At 35.2% G+C, this 15,607-nt stretch carries 15 protein-coding genes, 1 pseudogene and 1 riboswitch; of the genes and pseudogenes, 5 read left to right on the forward strand and 11 right to left on the reverse strand.

Annotation, left to right across the window (positions count from 1 at the left end):
• Window positions 1-51: 51 nt before the first annotated feature.
• The 7 genes from ACFTQ7_RS14410 to ACFTQ7_RS14440 form a co-directional block, all read right to left on the reverse strand.
• A complete protein-coding gene (locus ACFTQ7_RS14410) occupies window positions 52-762 on the reverse strand; it encodes an ankyrin repeat domain-containing protein (protein ID WP_386829733.1) in 711 nt (236 codons plus the stop codon).
• A 143-nt stretch (window positions 763-905) separates the two neighbouring features.
• A complete protein-coding gene (locus ACFTQ7_RS14415; protein WP_386829562.1) occupies window positions 906-1,592 on the reverse strand; it encodes a response regulator transcription factor in 687 nt (228 codons plus the stop codon).
• The gene (locus ACFTQ7_RS14420) at window positions 1,570-3,048 is read right to left on the reverse strand and encodes a sensor histidine kinase (protein WP_386829564.1); all 1,479 of its coding nucleotides are present in this window, start codon (window positions 3,046-3,048) and stop codon (window positions 1,570-1,572) included. The genes ACFTQ7_RS14415 and ACFTQ7_RS14420 overlap by 23 nt, the downstream gene beginning before the upstream one ends.
• Before the next feature lie 163 nt (window positions 3,049-3,211).
• On the reverse strand, window positions 3,212-4,576 hold the full coding sequence (locus ACFTQ7_RS14425; protein WP_386829566.1) for a PepSY-associated TM helix domain-containing protein: 1,365 nt from the start codon (window positions 4,574-4,576) through the stop codon (window positions 3,212-3,214).
• A gap of 716 nt (window positions 4,577-5,292) precedes the next feature.
• Window positions 5,293-5,475 (reverse strand): hypothetical protein, encoded by a 183-nt coding sequence (locus ACFTQ7_RS14430; protein ID WP_386829568.1) that lies wholly within the window; start codon window positions 5,473-5,475, stop codon window positions 5,293-5,295.
• A 399-nt stretch (window positions 5,476-5,874) separates the two neighbouring features.
• Window positions 5,875-6,064, reverse strand: a riboswitch (cobalamin riboswitch).
• A gap of 203 nt (window positions 6,065-6,267) precedes the next feature.
• Window positions 6,268-6,720, reverse strand: a complete 453-nt coding sequence (locus ACFTQ7_RS14435; RefSeq protein WP_386829570.1) for a hypothetical protein — start codon at window positions 6,718-6,720, stop codon at window positions 6,268-6,270.
• Between the two features lie 310 nt (window positions 6,721-7,030).
• Entirely contained in the window at window positions 7,031-7,165 is a 135-nt protein-coding gene (locus ACFTQ7_RS14440; protein WP_386829743.1) for a hypothetical protein, read from the reverse strand.
• 242 nt (window positions 7,166-7,407) lie between these two features.
• Here ACFTQ7_RS14440 and ACFTQ7_RS14445 point away from each other — a divergent pair, with 242 nt between their 5' ends.
• From ACFTQ7_RS14445 to ACFTQ7_RS14460, 4 genes are all read left to right on the forward strand, one after another.
• On the forward strand, window positions 7,408-7,599 hold the full coding sequence (locus ACFTQ7_RS14445) for a TetR/AcrR family transcriptional regulator (protein ID WP_386829572.1): 192 nt from the start codon (window positions 7,408-7,410) through the stop codon (window positions 7,597-7,599).
• A 13-nt stretch (window positions 7,600-7,612) separates the two neighbouring features.
• Window positions 7,613-7,903 (forward strand): DUF5367 family protein, encoded by a 291-nt coding sequence (locus tag ACFTQ7_RS14450; protein ID WP_386829574.1) that lies wholly within the window; start codon window positions 7,613-7,615, stop codon window positions 7,901-7,903.
• A 318-nt stretch (window positions 7,904-8,221) separates the two neighbouring features.
• On the forward strand, window positions 8,222-8,584 hold the full coding sequence (locus ACFTQ7_RS14455) for a VOC family protein (protein ID WP_386829576.1): 363 nt from the start codon (window positions 8,222-8,224) through the stop codon (window positions 8,582-8,584).
• A 528-nt stretch (window positions 8,585-9,112) separates the two neighbouring features.
• On the forward strand, window positions 9,113-10,036 hold the full coding sequence (locus tag ACFTQ7_RS14460) for a C40 family peptidase (protein ID WP_386829577.1): 924 nt from the start codon (window positions 9,113-9,115) through the stop codon (window positions 10,034-10,036).
• Between the two features lie 169 nt (window positions 10,037-10,205).
• Here ACFTQ7_RS14460 and ACFTQ7_RS14465 read toward each other — a convergent pair.
• The 4 genes and pseudogenes from ACFTQ7_RS14465 to ACFTQ7_RS14480 all read right to left on the reverse strand — a co-directional run.
• A pseudogene (locus ACFTQ7_RS14465) lies at window positions 10,206-10,788 on the reverse strand (transposase); the annotation flags it as partial.
• Window positions 10,781-10,909: a hypothetical protein gene (locus ACFTQ7_RS14470; protein ID WP_386829579.1), complete on the reverse strand. Its 129-nt coding sequence runs from the start codon at window positions 10,907-10,909 to the stop codon at window positions 10,781-10,783. The pseudogene ACFTQ7_RS14465 and the gene ACFTQ7_RS14470, both read right to left, overlap by 8 nt.
• 324 nt (window positions 10,910-11,233) lie before the next feature.
• Window positions 11,234-12,619 carry a UDP-N-acetylmuramoyl-tripeptide--D-alanyl-D-alanine ligase gene (locus ACFTQ7_RS14475; protein ID WP_386829580.1) on the reverse strand — a complete coding sequence of 462 codons (1,386 nt, stop codon included), beginning with the start codon at window positions 12,617-12,619 and terminating at the stop codon, window positions 11,234-11,236.
• A 139-nt stretch (window positions 12,620-12,758) separates the two neighbouring features.
• A complete protein-coding gene (locus ACFTQ7_RS14480) occupies window positions 12,759-14,153 on the reverse strand; it encodes a Mur ligase family protein (protein WP_386829582.1) in 1,395 nt (464 codons plus the stop codon).
• Between the two features lie 149 nt (window positions 14,154-14,302).
• On the opposite strand from ACFTQ7_RS14480, the gene ACFTQ7_RS14485 reads away from it, so the two are divergent.
• Window positions 14,303-15,508 (forward strand): ATP-grasp domain-containing protein, encoded by a 1,206-nt coding sequence (locus tag ACFTQ7_RS14485; RefSeq protein ID WP_386829734.1) that lies wholly within the window; start codon window positions 14,303-14,305, stop codon window positions 15,506-15,508.
• Window positions 15,509-15,607: the final 99 nt, after the last annotated feature.

Genomic DNA, 15,607 nt, shown 5'->3' on the forward strand with positions numbered 1-15,607 from the left:
ATAAAAAAACTGTAGATCAACTCAGCATCAAGTTCATCTACAGTTTAGTTTTTATACCGCCCCTGCTGCGTTGAGAATCTTTTCAATCTCCTTGAATCCTCGTTTTTTAGCATGTTGTAACGGAGTCACATTATTATCATCTGCTATATTAACATCTGCACCATGTTCGATTAACAATTGAATCGTTTTTTGCTGTGTTAGATTACCGTCATTTAAAATAATCGCCTCCATGAGCGCAGTCCATCCCAAATGATTGACATGATTAACGTCAATTTGTGTATTGGTTAATAATTCTTTTATAACCTCAATATGCCCGTGCTCTGCAGCAGGGATTAATGCCGTTCCCCCATATCTATTCGTAATCTTAGGGTCTGCATCAGCTTGAATAGTCATCTTTAAAATATCAAGGTATCCTTCTCCCCCTGCATAAAGGAAAGGTGTGTTTAGCATTTTATCTTGAATGTTGACATCAGCTCCTGCGTCTATTAATAGCTTTGCCGCCTCGACATTATTCTTATATGTCGCAATCATCAATGCTGTTCGATCGTTTGAGTCCTTTGCATTGATATCGATTTTTTTATTCAAAATACTTTGGAGTTGGTTGATATCACCTTTTTCTACTGCTTTAAACAATTCACTAGTTGATTCTTTTTTCAACATTTCACTCCCCCCTTTGCTATTATACAAAGCCCCCGTTTCATTTGAGGCACATCCTTGAAGGATAAATAATAACGCCAACATAACCACCTTCATGTTTGTCATCATTAAACACCTCTTCTAACGACATTTTTTAATACTTCCCATAGTTTAAGTGTTAATGCTAAATTATCCATTAATTATTTCTTAAAAAAGTCTAAAAATTTTCAAGAAAAAATAACCTTTCACTTAACAACGAGATATTTTCGTTAGACATTTAACCGGTACCCAGCTCCCCAAACGGTTTCCAAAAACTTGGGCTGTGCAGGGTCCCGTTCAATTTTTTCACGCAGTTTTCTAATATGAACAGTCACTGTCGAAACATCTGCTGCTGACTCATAGCCCCAATTTCTTTCATAGAGTTGCTCCTTGCTTAGCACTTGATTGGGATGTCTGAAAAAAAAGACAAGCAGATCAAATTCCTTTGTCGTAAAGGCAATATTTTCCTCATTGACAAAAACCTTTCTTGCAGAAGTATCAATGCTAATCCCATGAATAGAAATGATATTATTCGTTTGTTGATTACTTGCTAAACGTTCATATCTCGATAAATGTGCCTTCACTCTTGCAACAAGCTCACTTGGACTAAATGGCTTCGTAATATAGTCATCCGCACCTAGTCCAAGTCCTCGTATTTTGTCTATGTCCTCTTTTTTTGCTGAGACAAACAGTATTGGAATATTGTGAACTGCACGAATCTGTTTGCAAATCTCAAACCCATTCATTCCCGGAAGCATAATATCTAAAATAATTAAATCATATTGTCCCTGAAGAGCCTCTTTGAGTCCGGCCTCACCATTATGTTCCATAACAACTGAAAAACTATTAATCTCTAAATAATCTCTTTGGAGCTCAGCAATGCTCACTTCATCTTCAATTAGTAATATTTTTTTCACTGTTTCTCACCTTTTCCTCAGCCTTTTTCAATGAAAAGAAAATGCTTGTTCCCTTACTTAATTCACTAGTTCCCCAAATGTCTCCACCCATTTCAAGGACAATTTGTTTAGCAATGGCCAATCCTAAACCACTACCACCCGTTTGCGAATTTCTTGATGGCTCAGCCCGATAAAAACGATCAAAAATTAAAGGTAATGCATTCGGATCAATACCTATTCCATTATCCATTACTTGAATGATCACTTCATCTGATTTTTCTAACAGTGAAATAGTAATTTGCTTTTCTTGCTTATCCATATATTTTTCACTATTGCTCAATAAATTCGCCAATACGCGACGTAATTTATCGCGATCAGCCATAACATAAAGTGGTTTATTAAACGAAGTATATTGTAAATGGACCTCTCTAGAAACTAAGTCGAAGCTTGCTTCTTCTACGTAACCCCTTATATATTGATGAAGGTCTATTGTTTCAATATTAAATGGTAGTTTCTTCAAATCCAGCTTTGAAAATAAAAAAAGTTCATCAATTAATAAATCCAGATCCTTCGCTTTTGTATAGATGGTAGTTAAATATTTATCCATTTTTTCTTCTGTATTCGCCACACCATCTTTTATCCCCTCTACATAGCCAATAATAGATGTAATAGGTGTTTTTAAATCATGTGAAATATTTGACAGTAGTTCTTTGCGGTTTTCTTCATATTGTAACTGCAATTGTACGGAATCCTTTAACTTGATTCTCATTTCCTCGAAGGAGCGATTTAATTGACCAATTTCATCATTCGAATGGACATTAATAGCAAAGTTTAAATCTCCAGATTTAATACGTTTAGCTCCCTCTTTTAGAGTTGATATCGGTTTGATAATACTTCTAGATACTAAATAATTTAATAATCCAATAATCATCATAAAAAATAAAAATAATATACCTAAAAGTATTGGAAGCAGCTCTCTAATTACTTCCGCATGGGAGCTAACTTGTTTTAAGACAAAAATACTTCCCTCCGTGTCATCAGGAAAATAAAAATCGAACTTTACATACGTATAAAATGAATTCTCCATCATAATCGTGTCGCGTGTATTAATATTCGTTGCTTCAAAGCCTGGAAGACTATTCAGTAACATCTGTTCATGTTTAGGATTCGAAGTATAAATAAGCTGATGATCTTTTCTTACTACAATTCCAATTGAAGAATCGCCAATTTTCTGAAGCTGTTCAATATCCAATAACTGCTGGGGATTATTTTTGGCAAGTAACTTTAAATCCAGAAATGCGTTCTCCTCAACTGTTGTTAAAGGTTTTTGCACATAGGATTTTTTGTAAAAATGCTCAATAGCCTTTACATCACCTGTAATCGCAAATGAAAATAAAAACCCTGCAGCTATTAATAGTGTGATAGCTATTATGATTACACCTACATAAGATAGCAAAAACCTTGTTTTAATGGACATGCTCTTCCTCCCGTAAGTTAAACTAAAAAAACTTTACCATACAAATCTTAAAACTTTATAAAATGACCTTAAAAAAATAAAAAACTCTATTTAAAGGAACTGAAAATAAAAAAGCGACACTGCTATCCTCTCATTTGAAGGAGTATGCAGTATCGCTACAATTTTAATTTACATCTTTTTTTGCTAATTTATTTTTAGACACCAAATTTATAATTAATTCTACAAGGACGACAGCAATTAAAGAAAGTCCAAATAGTGGCATCAATATTCCTAAAATGATCATGAAAATGATAAAAGGAATAGATACCTTTTGAGAGATTTTAGGTGGTGCAGATAGTATGCCTTGTTTCTTTCGCAGTAGCCATGTTCTGAATCCCCAAGCAATAACTACTAAAAACGCTAGACATACTAGTAAATTGATTAATTTATTTGGCCAACCAAACAAATGACCTTCATGTAAAGGAATACCCCATGTGAACCATTTTGCAAGAATTCCATAGTCCTCATAGCCAACCTTGTCTATGAATTTCCCGCTATATTGATCAAAATACATTGTCGTTTCATCATCCGGGCTAACATCAAGACCTGTGACACCTGTGTTACTAGATTTTGCAACTGTATATACACCGTCTTCGCTAGTAGGATAAATAATAGCGTATGGTTTTGAGATATTCATTGCATCAATTTCTTGTTGTAGCTTTTCCACACTAAGTTGGTTAGGGTTAGCAACAAAGCCTGTATTTCCTCCCCCGTGATGGGCTGCATGAGCCGAGTCTGACGTTGGAGGAGTTTCTTGACGAGTAGCCCAAGGAATCTCACTTACATCAGATGTAGGTGGCTGCTGTTGCAATAATGGCGTCCCGAAAGAAGGATAATCTTGTGAAGCTTGGTAAATATATTTCCCCATAAATGCAGACCATGGTAAGCCTGTGAAAATAATAACTAGCATTGGAATCGTAATAATTGTCCCAACAAGGGCATGGAACTTTCTACTCTTTTGACGTTTGTTTGTCTGCTTTGTTTTCTTTAGTAATTTTCCTTTAAACGTCATGTAAATGCCTGAAAGCATTAAAAAGATAGCCCAGCACGCAGCTAATTCAACTAAATAATTGACAAACGTTCCCCCAATAAATAAGGAACTATGGATATTTCTAATAATATTCCCAAATGTGTAGCCAGCATCTTGACCACCAATAATTTGGTTATGATCATCTAAAAACAAATATTTTTCTTTGCCATCTGCATTTTTCATCGATAAACGTGTATTGTATGGCTCTTCTAACTCAATAATTTTATTTGTTTTGTAGCCAGCATATGATTCTTCTGCAAGTTTAACAGCATCATCAATAGATTGTACCTCGGTTTTTCCACTTTCACCAAAAAAGTATTTATCATATAACTTATTTTCAACATCAGTATAAAATAAATAGCCTATACCACTTAATGTAAGTGAAATAAGCAGTGGCGTAATAAATAATGCGGCATAAAAGTGCGTTCGCCAAAAGCTCTGATAAAATGTGTTTTTCATGTTGTATTCTCCAATCTATTTAATCAATTTCGCCTTGGCGTAATTGTAGCTGTCGCTTTGCTTTCGCTACAGAAAACATTTGCCGCTGACGCTTTGCTTTCCCGCAGATAAACAATGCGTCCGGATTTTGAATTGTACATAGGCATGCAGTTGTTTTTTGTGCGAAAGCGAAGCGTCAGCAACAACGTGAGGGCAGATACGATGTCGGTCATTTCGGTAATGCCACAGGACGTGGCGTTTTTACCGATGCAGGTCAGTTAACCGTTTTCGCAGGATGCGAAGGTTTTAGGCTAACATCCTTAAATTCTTTCCTTTCAAAATCCGTGACATCCGCCGGAGGCATTATCTTTATTCAGTAGATGTTCGGGCATCCACTGAATAAGATCCACATCTGCATTCATCCACCACCTACAGAGATGGAAGTCTTCATAAAAAAAATTACTGAATAAAGATAAGCACAAAATTATTATATAGATAAAAAGTGAAATATGAATGAAGTACTAGGGGTTATTTTATGACAATTATATGTATTCCTATTAATATAATCAGTTTATAAGAAATAAAAAGTAGCCAAACGCAATCATTTCAGGTTTGGCTACTCTACTTTTCTATAAGATCATCTAAGCTTATTTAACTTGTAATAACGGCATTACCATCAATAACACCTCATACAAGTAAATGGATAAATTCAGGGAATATATTAACGTATTTTCACTTTATCCAATTAGTTCTTTCATTACATTCTTATATGCTGTTATAATATCATTTTTATGAACAGCATCCTGCCCTACATACTGTTCAACGAGCTCCCCTAATGTTTGAGAAGTACTTGTATACTGCTTTTCCATGATTTCAAATTTTAACAGACTTTCATAATACTCAATAACTTGTAGATTCATGTGTAACACTCCTTTATTTTTAGCATAAAAAAAACATCTTTCCCTCTACAGAAAGATGTCTACTATGACAAATACACGACATAATACGGTGATTGCCACTACAAATCAATTACGCCTTGGCGTAATTGCGTCCGGATTTTGAGTTGTGCCCACACAATTCATTCCTTTCAAAATCCGTGACATCCGCCGGAGGCTTATCTTCATTCAATAGGCGTTTGGAAACCCATTAAAAAAGATCTATATCTGCATTCATTCACCACCTTGAAAGGTGAGAGTCTCTGAATGAAGATAAGACTTTCTATTAGTAATAGAAGCTTCCTTCTCAGCAATCATCGTACTATGAGCATGCAGGAGAAGTTCTCTAGTCACACTCAACACCCCCTATCCTCGTAGGTTTTTTGGTTGTACTAGATAAAGGCAGGTCTCCTGGCTTATGTTCATCACACCTTTCACCTTCCCATTACAAGTCGTAACAGTGGTCTTTTGAAACGTGCTCCCATTTACAGTTGCGGGACAGCGTCGGATTTGCACCGATCTTCCCTTTTAAACAAATCAAAATATGATTTGTACCTCTATCTTATTATTCCGTTTTTATTATTATACCATAGTGGTTTGTGTACATTGTCACTATCCTAATAGATTACTAATATCTATTGTAATGAAGTAAATTTTTAAAGTCAATTCAGCAATTATAATAAATTAGTTATACCTTTTTCATTATTTTTTACAAATAAAAAAGAAGGCAAGTAGCCCTCTCTAGATATTAATTATTTTGTTTCACTTGTATTAAAATTAGAACCCCGATAATTCAGCAGAAGAAGGTATGCTAGTACCATCACCTGTTAAACCAATCAATTCTTCAAAATGCATTGTTTCTCCTGCATCCAACTTAACCATGATATTTTTTACTTTGATAATTGCACCAACTTCATCAAAGAATGTAATTTGTCCAATTTCATCTATATGTTGAGAAGAAGTATTTGTAATCGAACCATAAGCATTTACATAAGTACCATCTGACTTAGCTGACAAGTTGGATAAAGAAAGAGATTTTGTATTACTTTCAGTTTCATAACTTGAAAAATCTCCAGCATCAATTTTATCAATTTCAGATTGTAAATAATCCTTTCGATCTTGTAGTTCCTTTATCCTTGCATATTTTTGGTATTTTTCTGCACCAAAATAAATAATTAATATTCCCAGTATCACGGACACCATTATTATAAGTGATTTTTTATTTCTCATTACTCTAACTCACATCCTAACAATTAAGTAATACGGTTAAATATTACCATTTTAGTATGTGTTAAACAAGTATTTAATTACTACGTTTCAAATATGTCCACAAAACAAAAAAAGAATGTACCCAATAGTACATCCTAGTCACTTATTAATACCCTACGACATTCATGGCACCATACTAAGCAATAAGGGGCATCCACACACTCAAGATAGCTTACGACGTTTTCACAACTCTACAGAGGTATCGGATACTTGCATAACCTCAAAAAAAAAACGAGATAAACACATCGTTCACCTCGCTTCTTTACTACTCTTATTGATCTGTTTGTTTTTGCTTCTTTTTCAAATACTCCGCACGTATTTTTTCAAGTTGCTGCTTTTTATCAAATTGGGCAGGCTTGTTCTTTTCATGATACTTTGTCACAGCTACCTTACCTTTGGTATCCAATTGATATTTCCCCACTTTGTTCACCTACTTTTCTTGTCTTTAAAGAGAAACTATTCAACTTTGTACCTCTATTTTATTATTCCGTTTTTATTATTATACCATAGCGTCTTGTGTTAATAAGTCCTTCTATCTTTTATCCAATGTGTATCCACCATTGTTAAAACGCACTTGTAAATTAAGGGGTATTTTGTTATTTCTTAGTTAGTTATCCAACTAACTATTAAATAAAGAGGTGAAAACCAATGGCAAAACCTACTGGTATCGAAAAGTCTGTTTTATTAACGGCTGTCAAGCAAAGTTTAGTGGAAAAAGGGATTGAAAAATTCACATTAAAGGTTGTTGCTGAGCAAGCCGGGGTGACACAAGGAACTATTTATTTGGCTTGTAGCAAGTGCTGTATTCCGATTAAAGGGGAATTACTTTTTTATCCTTGAAAAACCTTTATTCATGATAGCCACTTTCATTATAGCTATTCCACTCATTTTGATAGCGACTATACCTATTTATTCTTTGAAAAAGATAAAGGGTACTGATCGATTACTGGCTGCTATTTGTATCGTATTACCTGGAATGCTCATGGATGCAGTCGTATTATTAGTTTTCGATAATATTTTTCCGAATTTATCAGCCGATGTAGATCGTTATTTCGCCTCATGGCTTCTATGGGCCTATTCCCTAATACTTATTACAAGTGTTACAAAGGCTTCATTCGTGAGGAAGAATACTATTCAATCGTGAAAATCAAATATGCCTCGGCATAATTGCGTCCGGAATCGGCTTTGTGCTTAGGTCTGCAGATGTTTTTTGTGCGAAAGCACAGTGCTAACGTAGCGACAGCGAAAGGTCTTGGTTTTGTCTGTGCGAAAGCGAAGCGTCAGCAACAACATGAGGGCCGACACGATGTCGGTCACTTAGGCTAAGAACTTCACAGGATGTGAAGTTCTTAGCCTAAGTTCCTCTATTTCAGCATTTTTTAGACACCCGCTGAAAGAAATTAAAGGGTTTTCCATTATTATCCTAGAATTAAGTATTGATTGAATTAAAGGAGGAGAATAAATGGTTATAGGCCTACATCACGTTCAAATAACAATTCCAAAAGGTGAAGAAGAAAAAGGGAAACATTTTTACTGTCAAGTATTAGGACTAAAAGAACTTGAAAAGCCTGATTCGCTTAAAGGACGAGGTGGGTTTTGGTTACAAGTCGGCAATAAAGAGGTACATGTAGGGACAGAAGATGGCTATGATAGATTAACGACTAAGGCTCATATCGCCTATCAAGTTGAAAATATAGGAGAGTGGAAAAAGACATTAATCGAACATCATATAGAAATATTCGACTCAGTTCCTATTCCTCATTTTGAACGATTTGAATTTAGAGATCCATTCGGTAATAGAGTAGAGATGATTCAGGAAATTTAATAGCAACAGTTGAATAGGAGTAATTTCTATTCAACTGGCCTGTTTTCAAAAATATGATAGTGAATATCACATGACAGTCATTTTAACAAATGTCATCTAACTTTTGAATTTTATCGGATACCTTTTTCGTTTTATTACCCAAATGTTTTATTTTATTGATTAACTTTCGCGTTTTATCCCCCAACTTCTGAATTTTATCGACATCTGCCTTCCAAAAAGCAAAAAATGATTTACCTGATTACCGCTAAATATTTCATGCTGAGTGTATCGTCGTTTCCCCCTCTATCATGGCTTTTACTACCTATGACCTTTCGATTCTAGCAATTACTTCACCCAACTGAAACATTTGTAATATAACTGTAAATTAAGGCGACGAAGCCCTTTGTATCAGGTGTTTACAGCGAATTTCCATTCACTGTGGTAACAATTACCTCAAAGAAGCCTTACTTTTTCATGCTACGATTAATTCCAGAGAAAAGCCAAAACAGGATTAAACTTAACAAATAGCTTTAGGAGGAACTTAACATCATGAATAAAAGATTTTTAACAACAACATTAGCATTGACAATAGGTTTTAGTATACTGGGAATAGTGCAACCAACTGTTCACCCAGTAGAAGTAGAGGCTGCAACAACTAATAACTCTCAGGCTGTTGCTGCGAAAGCAGATCAACTAATTCAAACTGGTAAAAGCTTAATTGGTAAAGCGACATACAGTAATACAACATACAAGCCTACGTATCCATATAAGTTTTCTTGTGCTTCTTTTATCATGTACATTTTCGAGAAAAATGGTATCGATATTGGAACTTACAATGAAGATTATATGATGCAGCAAGGGACATACGTTGCAAAAAGTCAATTACAAAAAGGCGATTTACTTTTCTTTAAGAGTAAAAAAACAGGAACAGATCCTGATCATGTGGGAATGTATATTGGCAACAATAAAATGATTCACATGGCTGATTCTAAGCAAAATATCGTTATTTCGGATTTAAACAGTAAACCATATTATACAGATAATTATGTAACTGCTCGTAGAGTATTACCTACACTACTTTCAGCTAATCCTGCAACGAAAGGCGATAAAATTGTTGAAAACGCCTTTAATTATAAAAATAAAGTAACGATCAGCTCTACAAATAATGAAGCAAGTCTTCGCTTTACAGCGCCAGGATTTGTAGACTTTGTTTATCGCAAGAGTGGAGTTAAACTTGGTACAACCAATTTAAAGGATCTGATGAATGCTGGCACAACAGTTTCACGTGCTAATTTAAAAAAGGGTGACTTAGTGTTCTTTAATAGTGTTGTAGGCTCTAAAACCCCTTCACTAGTAGCTATCTATGCAGGTGATCACCGTATTATCATTCCAAGTTCTAGTGGTATCACTACAAGAGTACTAATGGTTGATTATTACAAAGAGCATTATATTACAGCAAAACGTGTTTTTTAAGACCGCTCTAAATTGTATGTAGAAAAAAGAAGCATTCCTTAAGGGGGAGCACTGAAAAACTTACGGTTTCATAAAAGCGAACCTTTTTCAGATAAAAATAAGGCACTTCTTGTTCAATTTTGAACAGGAAGTGCCTTATTTCTGTCTCTATTCCTTATTCATTTTCGTTTAATTCACTATTCTTCGCTTCTACTTTGTAGCGATTTGCGGCTAATTGCTTAAATGCTTCCGTATTTTGAAATGCCTCTTGTTCGGCATGTGTATCCGACTTAATTGTGACAGAATATGTTTTACTTTTTGCGCCTTCTTTATAACAGCCCTCTCTCATTGGACATACTTTGCATTTTACTCGTTCCTTTTTTACCCGTACGTGCTTTTCTTGTCGCGAGATGACCAGCCTTACAATCAAACATTCCAACGTCTTTATTAAACTCAAACTTGTCTTCTTCTTTTCGTGGTCCTTGTGTAAGAATTGGATTCAACTTTGCCACGAGCGCGATTTTCTCTTCTTTTGTATATTCGATATTTGCCTTTTCAGAGTAAGCTGCGTCTCCAATAACTGTATTAATTTTCATACCTGCTTGTGTGCTTTTTTCAATTAACTCTTGAAGATATTTTCCATCGCTTTCTGCACCTATTGTAATGACAGCCGCTGTAATAATACGTTCATCACTCAACGCGATATGTGTCTTATACCCGAAGAAAGAAGACTCCGACATCTTATGCCCTTTTCGCGCATCCGTATCAGAAGACTAAAATGAATGAAAAATCAACCAGTTCATTGATTTGGCAAAGTATATTATCTTTTGGCACAACAATATCGTAGATCGCCATATATGGACTTAAATTAAGGGTTTCTTGATTTGAAATCATCGAGGGCACCACCTACACATTAATTCTTTTATTATAAAGGAAAGCGTGACTATAATAATAGTGTGATACATTGCGTTGTTTGGAGAAGCATCGCTCGACTCCTGCGGGAAAGCGAGACAGACGAGACCCTGCACGAAGCGAAGCGTAGGAGGAGGCTCGGCGCTCGCCCGCGGAAAGCGAGCGGAATACTTCGGAAAACAACAGTAGAGTCACAGTGCCAAATGAAAAAAGCGAGGTATTCAACGATTTAATCGTTGAATACTTCGCAATGTGAGAAGATATAGACTTTTTCAGTGCCCTCCCATAAGGAAACTTCTTTTTCTTTTATCTATTTTTTAACTGATTCGCAAATTCAATCATAGATTTGCTAGACATTGGTCCTTTAATAAGTACGATGGTTTCACTATCGAGCTTAGTCTTTAGTACATCTAATACTCCCGAAACATCTTTAAACATATGAACGACTGCCTTCGTACCTTCCTTCAACGCTTGTTTCGCGATATTTTCTGCTCTTTTGCCAATAGTAATAAGTGTATCAATATTTCTTTTCGCGACCATTGTGCCAATCTCTCGATGATATTTTTCTTCGAAATTACCTAATCTCTTAATGTCACCTAAAATAAGAATTACTTTTTTCCCTTCTCCTATCGTATCTAACACCTTTAGTGCCGCTTCAACAGAAGTTGGATTATTTGTCCAAGTATCATCTACGATTGTACTTTCACCAATCCCTGTTGAGAACTCTAAGTGTCTTGCCATCGCTTTAAACGTTTTTAAATGCGAAATTGCGATTTCAATGGAAAGTCCCATTTCCTTTACAGCAGCTATAGCCGCTAACGCATTATATACTTGGTGTTCACCGTATCCTGGAACAGACACTTCATATTGGTTATTTGACACTTTTAGTACAAATTGCATGCCGTTCTCTGTGAATTGTATATTCGTAGCTTGATAATCTGATTTTTCGTGAACGCCAAAAGTAATCAACTTCCCTTTAAATTTGCGCAAGGGGATCTTTTTAGTGTTTTCATCATCACTATTAATGATTAGTGTGCCATCTTTTTTTATTCCTTCTAAAATTTCTGCCTTTGCTTTTATATACCCATCAAGATTTATACATCCATCTAAATGATGGACACCGATATTCGTAATAATACCAATCGTAGGCTGATAAATCATACATTGGTGTTTAATATTTCCGATATTGCCCAAACCTAATTCAAATATAGCTGCTTTTGTCTTCTGATTGATTCCAGTCAAGTATGGCAGGGATTGCCGAGGCTCATTTTTACTACTTACAGATGCTTGAACATCCCATTCCTTACTAGTAATATGTTTAATCATTTCTTTCGTAGTAGTTTTCCCACATGTTCCGGTTAAAGCAACGACTGGTATTTCAAATAGATTTCTGTAATATTCTATGAATTTCCAATAGGACTGCACAATACTCCTGACGCGTATAACAGTTGTATTCTCCAGCGCATTTTTCAATTCTTCTGATGATTTATCCGAAATGACTAGAGATGGCCCCTTTCGATCTATCTCTTGCCAGTTGATGGTATCCCTTTTACTAACAAACATAAGTGTATGATTTTGTGTAAGCTCATGTCGGTTGTAATAAATTGCATGTTTAACAGACCAGCGTTCAGAACCGCTTAATAATTCTCCTTGCAATAGTTTTCTTATCTCATGCACACTGATATGTTGCAAGTTAACTTCCCCTCCTTTCTATAAAGTACATTTCTGAATAAATGAGCAATATAACTAGCCTTCTGCCTTTTTTGCAGTCAGCTATAGATATGCTCAATATCTAGTAAATGATGAAAAATAACATTTATTTAGGTGAAATCTATTCGGAAGCAGATGATTTCTTTATTTTTAGATTCTCTGCCAACTTATAAATTTCTTTACTATACATATCTCCTTTAATGAAAATAATCGTATTTTCATCTACAATATCATCTAACAATTTATAGGCCAGCTTACTATTTTTAAAAGTATAAACAGGTGAACTTAATCCTAAATCAACGGCATGATGCGCCATAATGCTCGCATGTTCCCCTATCGTAATGAGTACATCTACCCCTATTTGACTAATTAATTCTCCCGCTTGCTCGTGAATGATATATCCCCAAGATCCTAAATCTGTAATCGTTCCAATGATGGCAATCTTTTTTTTCCCTTCTCCGAGCGCATTTAAAACCTTTAACCCTGCCTCCAAAGAAGTAGTTGTAATATTCCATGTATCATCTATTAATATGGAATTATTAATGCCTTTAAACACTTGAAGCTGCTTATTCAATTTTTGGTATGATTGCAGTTGTTCAGCTGCTAAAGAAATCGGCAGACCCATTTCATTAATAGCTGCAATCGCAGCAAGCGCATTATATACTTGGTGCTCGCCAAAACCTGGTACAAAGATTTCATATAGCTTCTTCTTGTGATGAACGTTGAACAGCATACCATTTTTGTGGTAACGAATATTACTTGCTCGAAAATCACAGGATGCCTGCTTGCCTATTTTAATGATGCGGCCGTGAAACTTCGATAAATCTAATTTACTTGTGTTGATATCCTCAGCATTAAGGATTAATGCGCCTGTAGGACTAATAATGTCCAACATTTCAGCCTTTGCTTGGATATATCCCTCCAACGTTTTACAATAATTTAAATGGTGTGCTCCTATATTTGTAATAATTCCAATAGTTGGCTTGAAATATTCTCCTGCAATCCGGATGTCTCCCGGTGAACCAACAGCAGTTTCAAAAACGGCTGCTTCGGTACGATCATCAATATTCAGTAAATATTGTAAAGAAGCCGTTCTAGAATTACTGCTAAGTGTCGTAGCTGTTACATTTTTTTTGGCAGAAAGTATATGTTTAATCATTTCTTTTGTTGTCGATTTACCAGATGTACCAGTAATGGCTACAATCGGAAGTTTAAATTGACTTCGATAAAAGTTCACAAATTTCCAATAGGCCTCGTCTGTATTTGTTACTTTAATGATGATTATTTGCTCAGGTACTTCATTTTTTCTATAAAATCTATCGGTTACAAGTACTAAAGGATAAAATGGCTTAAGTTTTTCCCAGTTGACAATAGGCTTACTCGTAAAAAGGACTGTATTAGGTCTTTTAACTTGCTTTAGTCGATATGCCCCATGTTGAATCAACACTTCCTCCGACCCTTGTACTAAATGACCTGCAGTTATCGCTTTTAAATTCTGCACCGTAAGAGGCTTCATATCAATCTCCCCTCCTTTCCTTTCTAGTATATGTAACTTCTTTAAAGTTGCTTGGATGTAGACAAGATACATAACTAGAGGAAATCTATTTGTTCGCATATATATATAGGTGATTAAGTATCTAAGTACCAATAGAAGGAGTGATATACCTGAAAACGATTATATTTATCGGTACAAACAAGTCCGGGTCAAGTCGTGAAGCAACGAGAGCAGCAGAAAAATTGGGCTACTTTACTGTACTTTTTACAAACAATGAAAAACAATTACAGCAGAGAAAAGCCTACCCAGATATTCATAAAATGATTCTTATTGATACTTCAAATATAGAAGAAATGAAAGATGAAATTAATAACTTAATTAAAACCGGGTTAGAAATAAAATCTATTGTTAGTTTTGTCGATCCTTTTGTCCATATTGCCTCGATTTTATGTGATGAGTTTTGTGTTAACTATACATCATCAACAGCTATTGAAATGATGGAGGATAAAGAAAAAACTAGAATTTTTTTAGAGAACCAGTCCTATTCTCCAAAATTTTTTCTTCTCAAGCCCAATGAGTCCGTCACTAATGACTTAGAATTTCCATTAATTATAAAATCTCCGAAATCTACAGGCTCCAAAGATGTTTTGTTAGCAAACAACTCCAGCGAACTGAAGAAACACCTGAGCTATCTACGAAGCAAAAACCCACTTGAGACAATAATGATTGAAGAATATATCGAAGGCCCGCAATATTTAGTAGAAGCTCTTGTCTATAAACAGCATGCTCATGTAATCGGTATTATTGAACAAGAAATTACTCAAGGTAAACGTTTTATTATTACTGGTTATGGCGTGCTTGTTAAAGCTCCTAAAGAAATTCAAACTGGTCTTGAGGAAGTTCTCCAATCTATTGTTAAAGCGTTTAACATCGAAAATGGTGCGCTTCATTTAGAGCTTCGTTTAACAAAGAATGGCTGGAAGCTTATTGAGATTAATCCACGAATCTCAGGAGGAGCAATGAATACTATGCTTCACACCGCTTTTGGATTTAATTTAGTGGAAGAAACACTTAAATTATTTTTAGGTGAACGCCCCAATATCAGGCCAAAGCATAAAAAGTTCGTCTATACAAAATACGTCATTGTTGAAAGTAAAGGTATTTTAGAAAAAGTTATTGGAAAAAATAAAGCAACGAATTCACCGGGAGTCGTGGATGTATATGTGAAGCCGAAAAGAGGAACATTACTGAGCCCTCCTTTATCGATGGGACATCGTTATGCGTATGTAATTGCAGAAGGTGCGACATTAGCTGAAGCTAAAAATAAAGCGATTGATGCCGCGAAAGAAATAAAGTTCATTCTAAAAGTATCTTAAATATCAATTATCAATTATTCCTTGGCATAATTGCAGAATCGGCTTTATTAAGTAACTTACTAAAATTACTCTCATTGTTTAGCTACAAAAAATAGCCCG

It is taken from the genome of Lysinibacillus sp. NPDC056959 (assembly GCF_042674095.1).
In the GTDB taxonomy this organism is placed as follows: domain Bacteria; phylum Bacillota; class Bacilli; order Bacillales_A; family Planococcaceae; genus Lysinibacillus; species Lysinibacillus zambalensis.

What these genes read in the sequence shown, in the direction of transcription:
- ACFTQ7_RS14410 (WP_386829733.1), bottom strand. Translation starts at nt 762, where the DNA reads ATGACAAACATGAAGGTGGTTATGTTGGCGTTATTATTTATCCTTCAA.
- ACFTQ7_RS14420 (WP_386829564.1), bottom strand. Translation starts at nt 3,048, where the DNA reads ATGTCCATTAAAACAAGGTTTTTGCTATCTTATGTAGGTGTAATCATA.
- ACFTQ7_RS14425 (WP_386829566.1), bottom strand. Translation starts at nt 4,576, where the DNA reads ATGAAAAACACATTTTATCAGAGCTTTTGGCGAACGCACTTTTATGCC.
- ACFTQ7_RS14430 (WP_386829568.1), bottom strand. Translation starts at nt 5,475, where the DNA reads ATGAATCTACAAGTTATTGAGTATTATGAAAGTCTGTTAAAATTTGAA.
- ACFTQ7_RS14435 (WP_386829570.1), bottom strand. Translation starts at nt 6,720, where the DNA reads ATGAGAAATAAAAAATCACTTATAATAATGGTGTCCGTGATACTGGGA.
- ACFTQ7_RS14445 (WP_386829572.1), top strand. Translation starts at nt 7,408, where the DNA reads ATGGCAAAACCTACTGGTATCGAAAAGTCTGTTTTATTAACGGCTGTC.
- ACFTQ7_RS14450 (WP_386829574.1), top strand. Translation starts at nt 7,613, where the DNA reads ATGATAGCCACTTTCATTATAGCTATTCCACTCATTTTGATAGCGACT.
- ACFTQ7_RS14455 (WP_386829576.1), top strand. Translation starts at nt 8,222, where the DNA reads ATGGTTATAGGCCTACATCACGTTCAAATAACAATTCCAAAAGGTGAA.
- ACFTQ7_RS14460 (WP_386829577.1), top strand. Translation starts at nt 9,113, where the DNA reads ATGAATAAAAGATTTTTAACAACAACATTAGCATTGACAATAGGTTTT.
- ACFTQ7_RS14470 (WP_386829579.1), bottom strand. Translation starts at nt 10,909, where the DNA reads ATGATTTCAAATCAAGAAACCCTTAATTTAAGTCCATATATGGCGATC.
- ACFTQ7_RS14480 (WP_386829582.1), bottom strand. Translation starts at nt 14,153, where the DNA reads ATGAAGCCTCTTACGGTGCAGAATTTAAAAGCGATAACTGCAGGTCAT.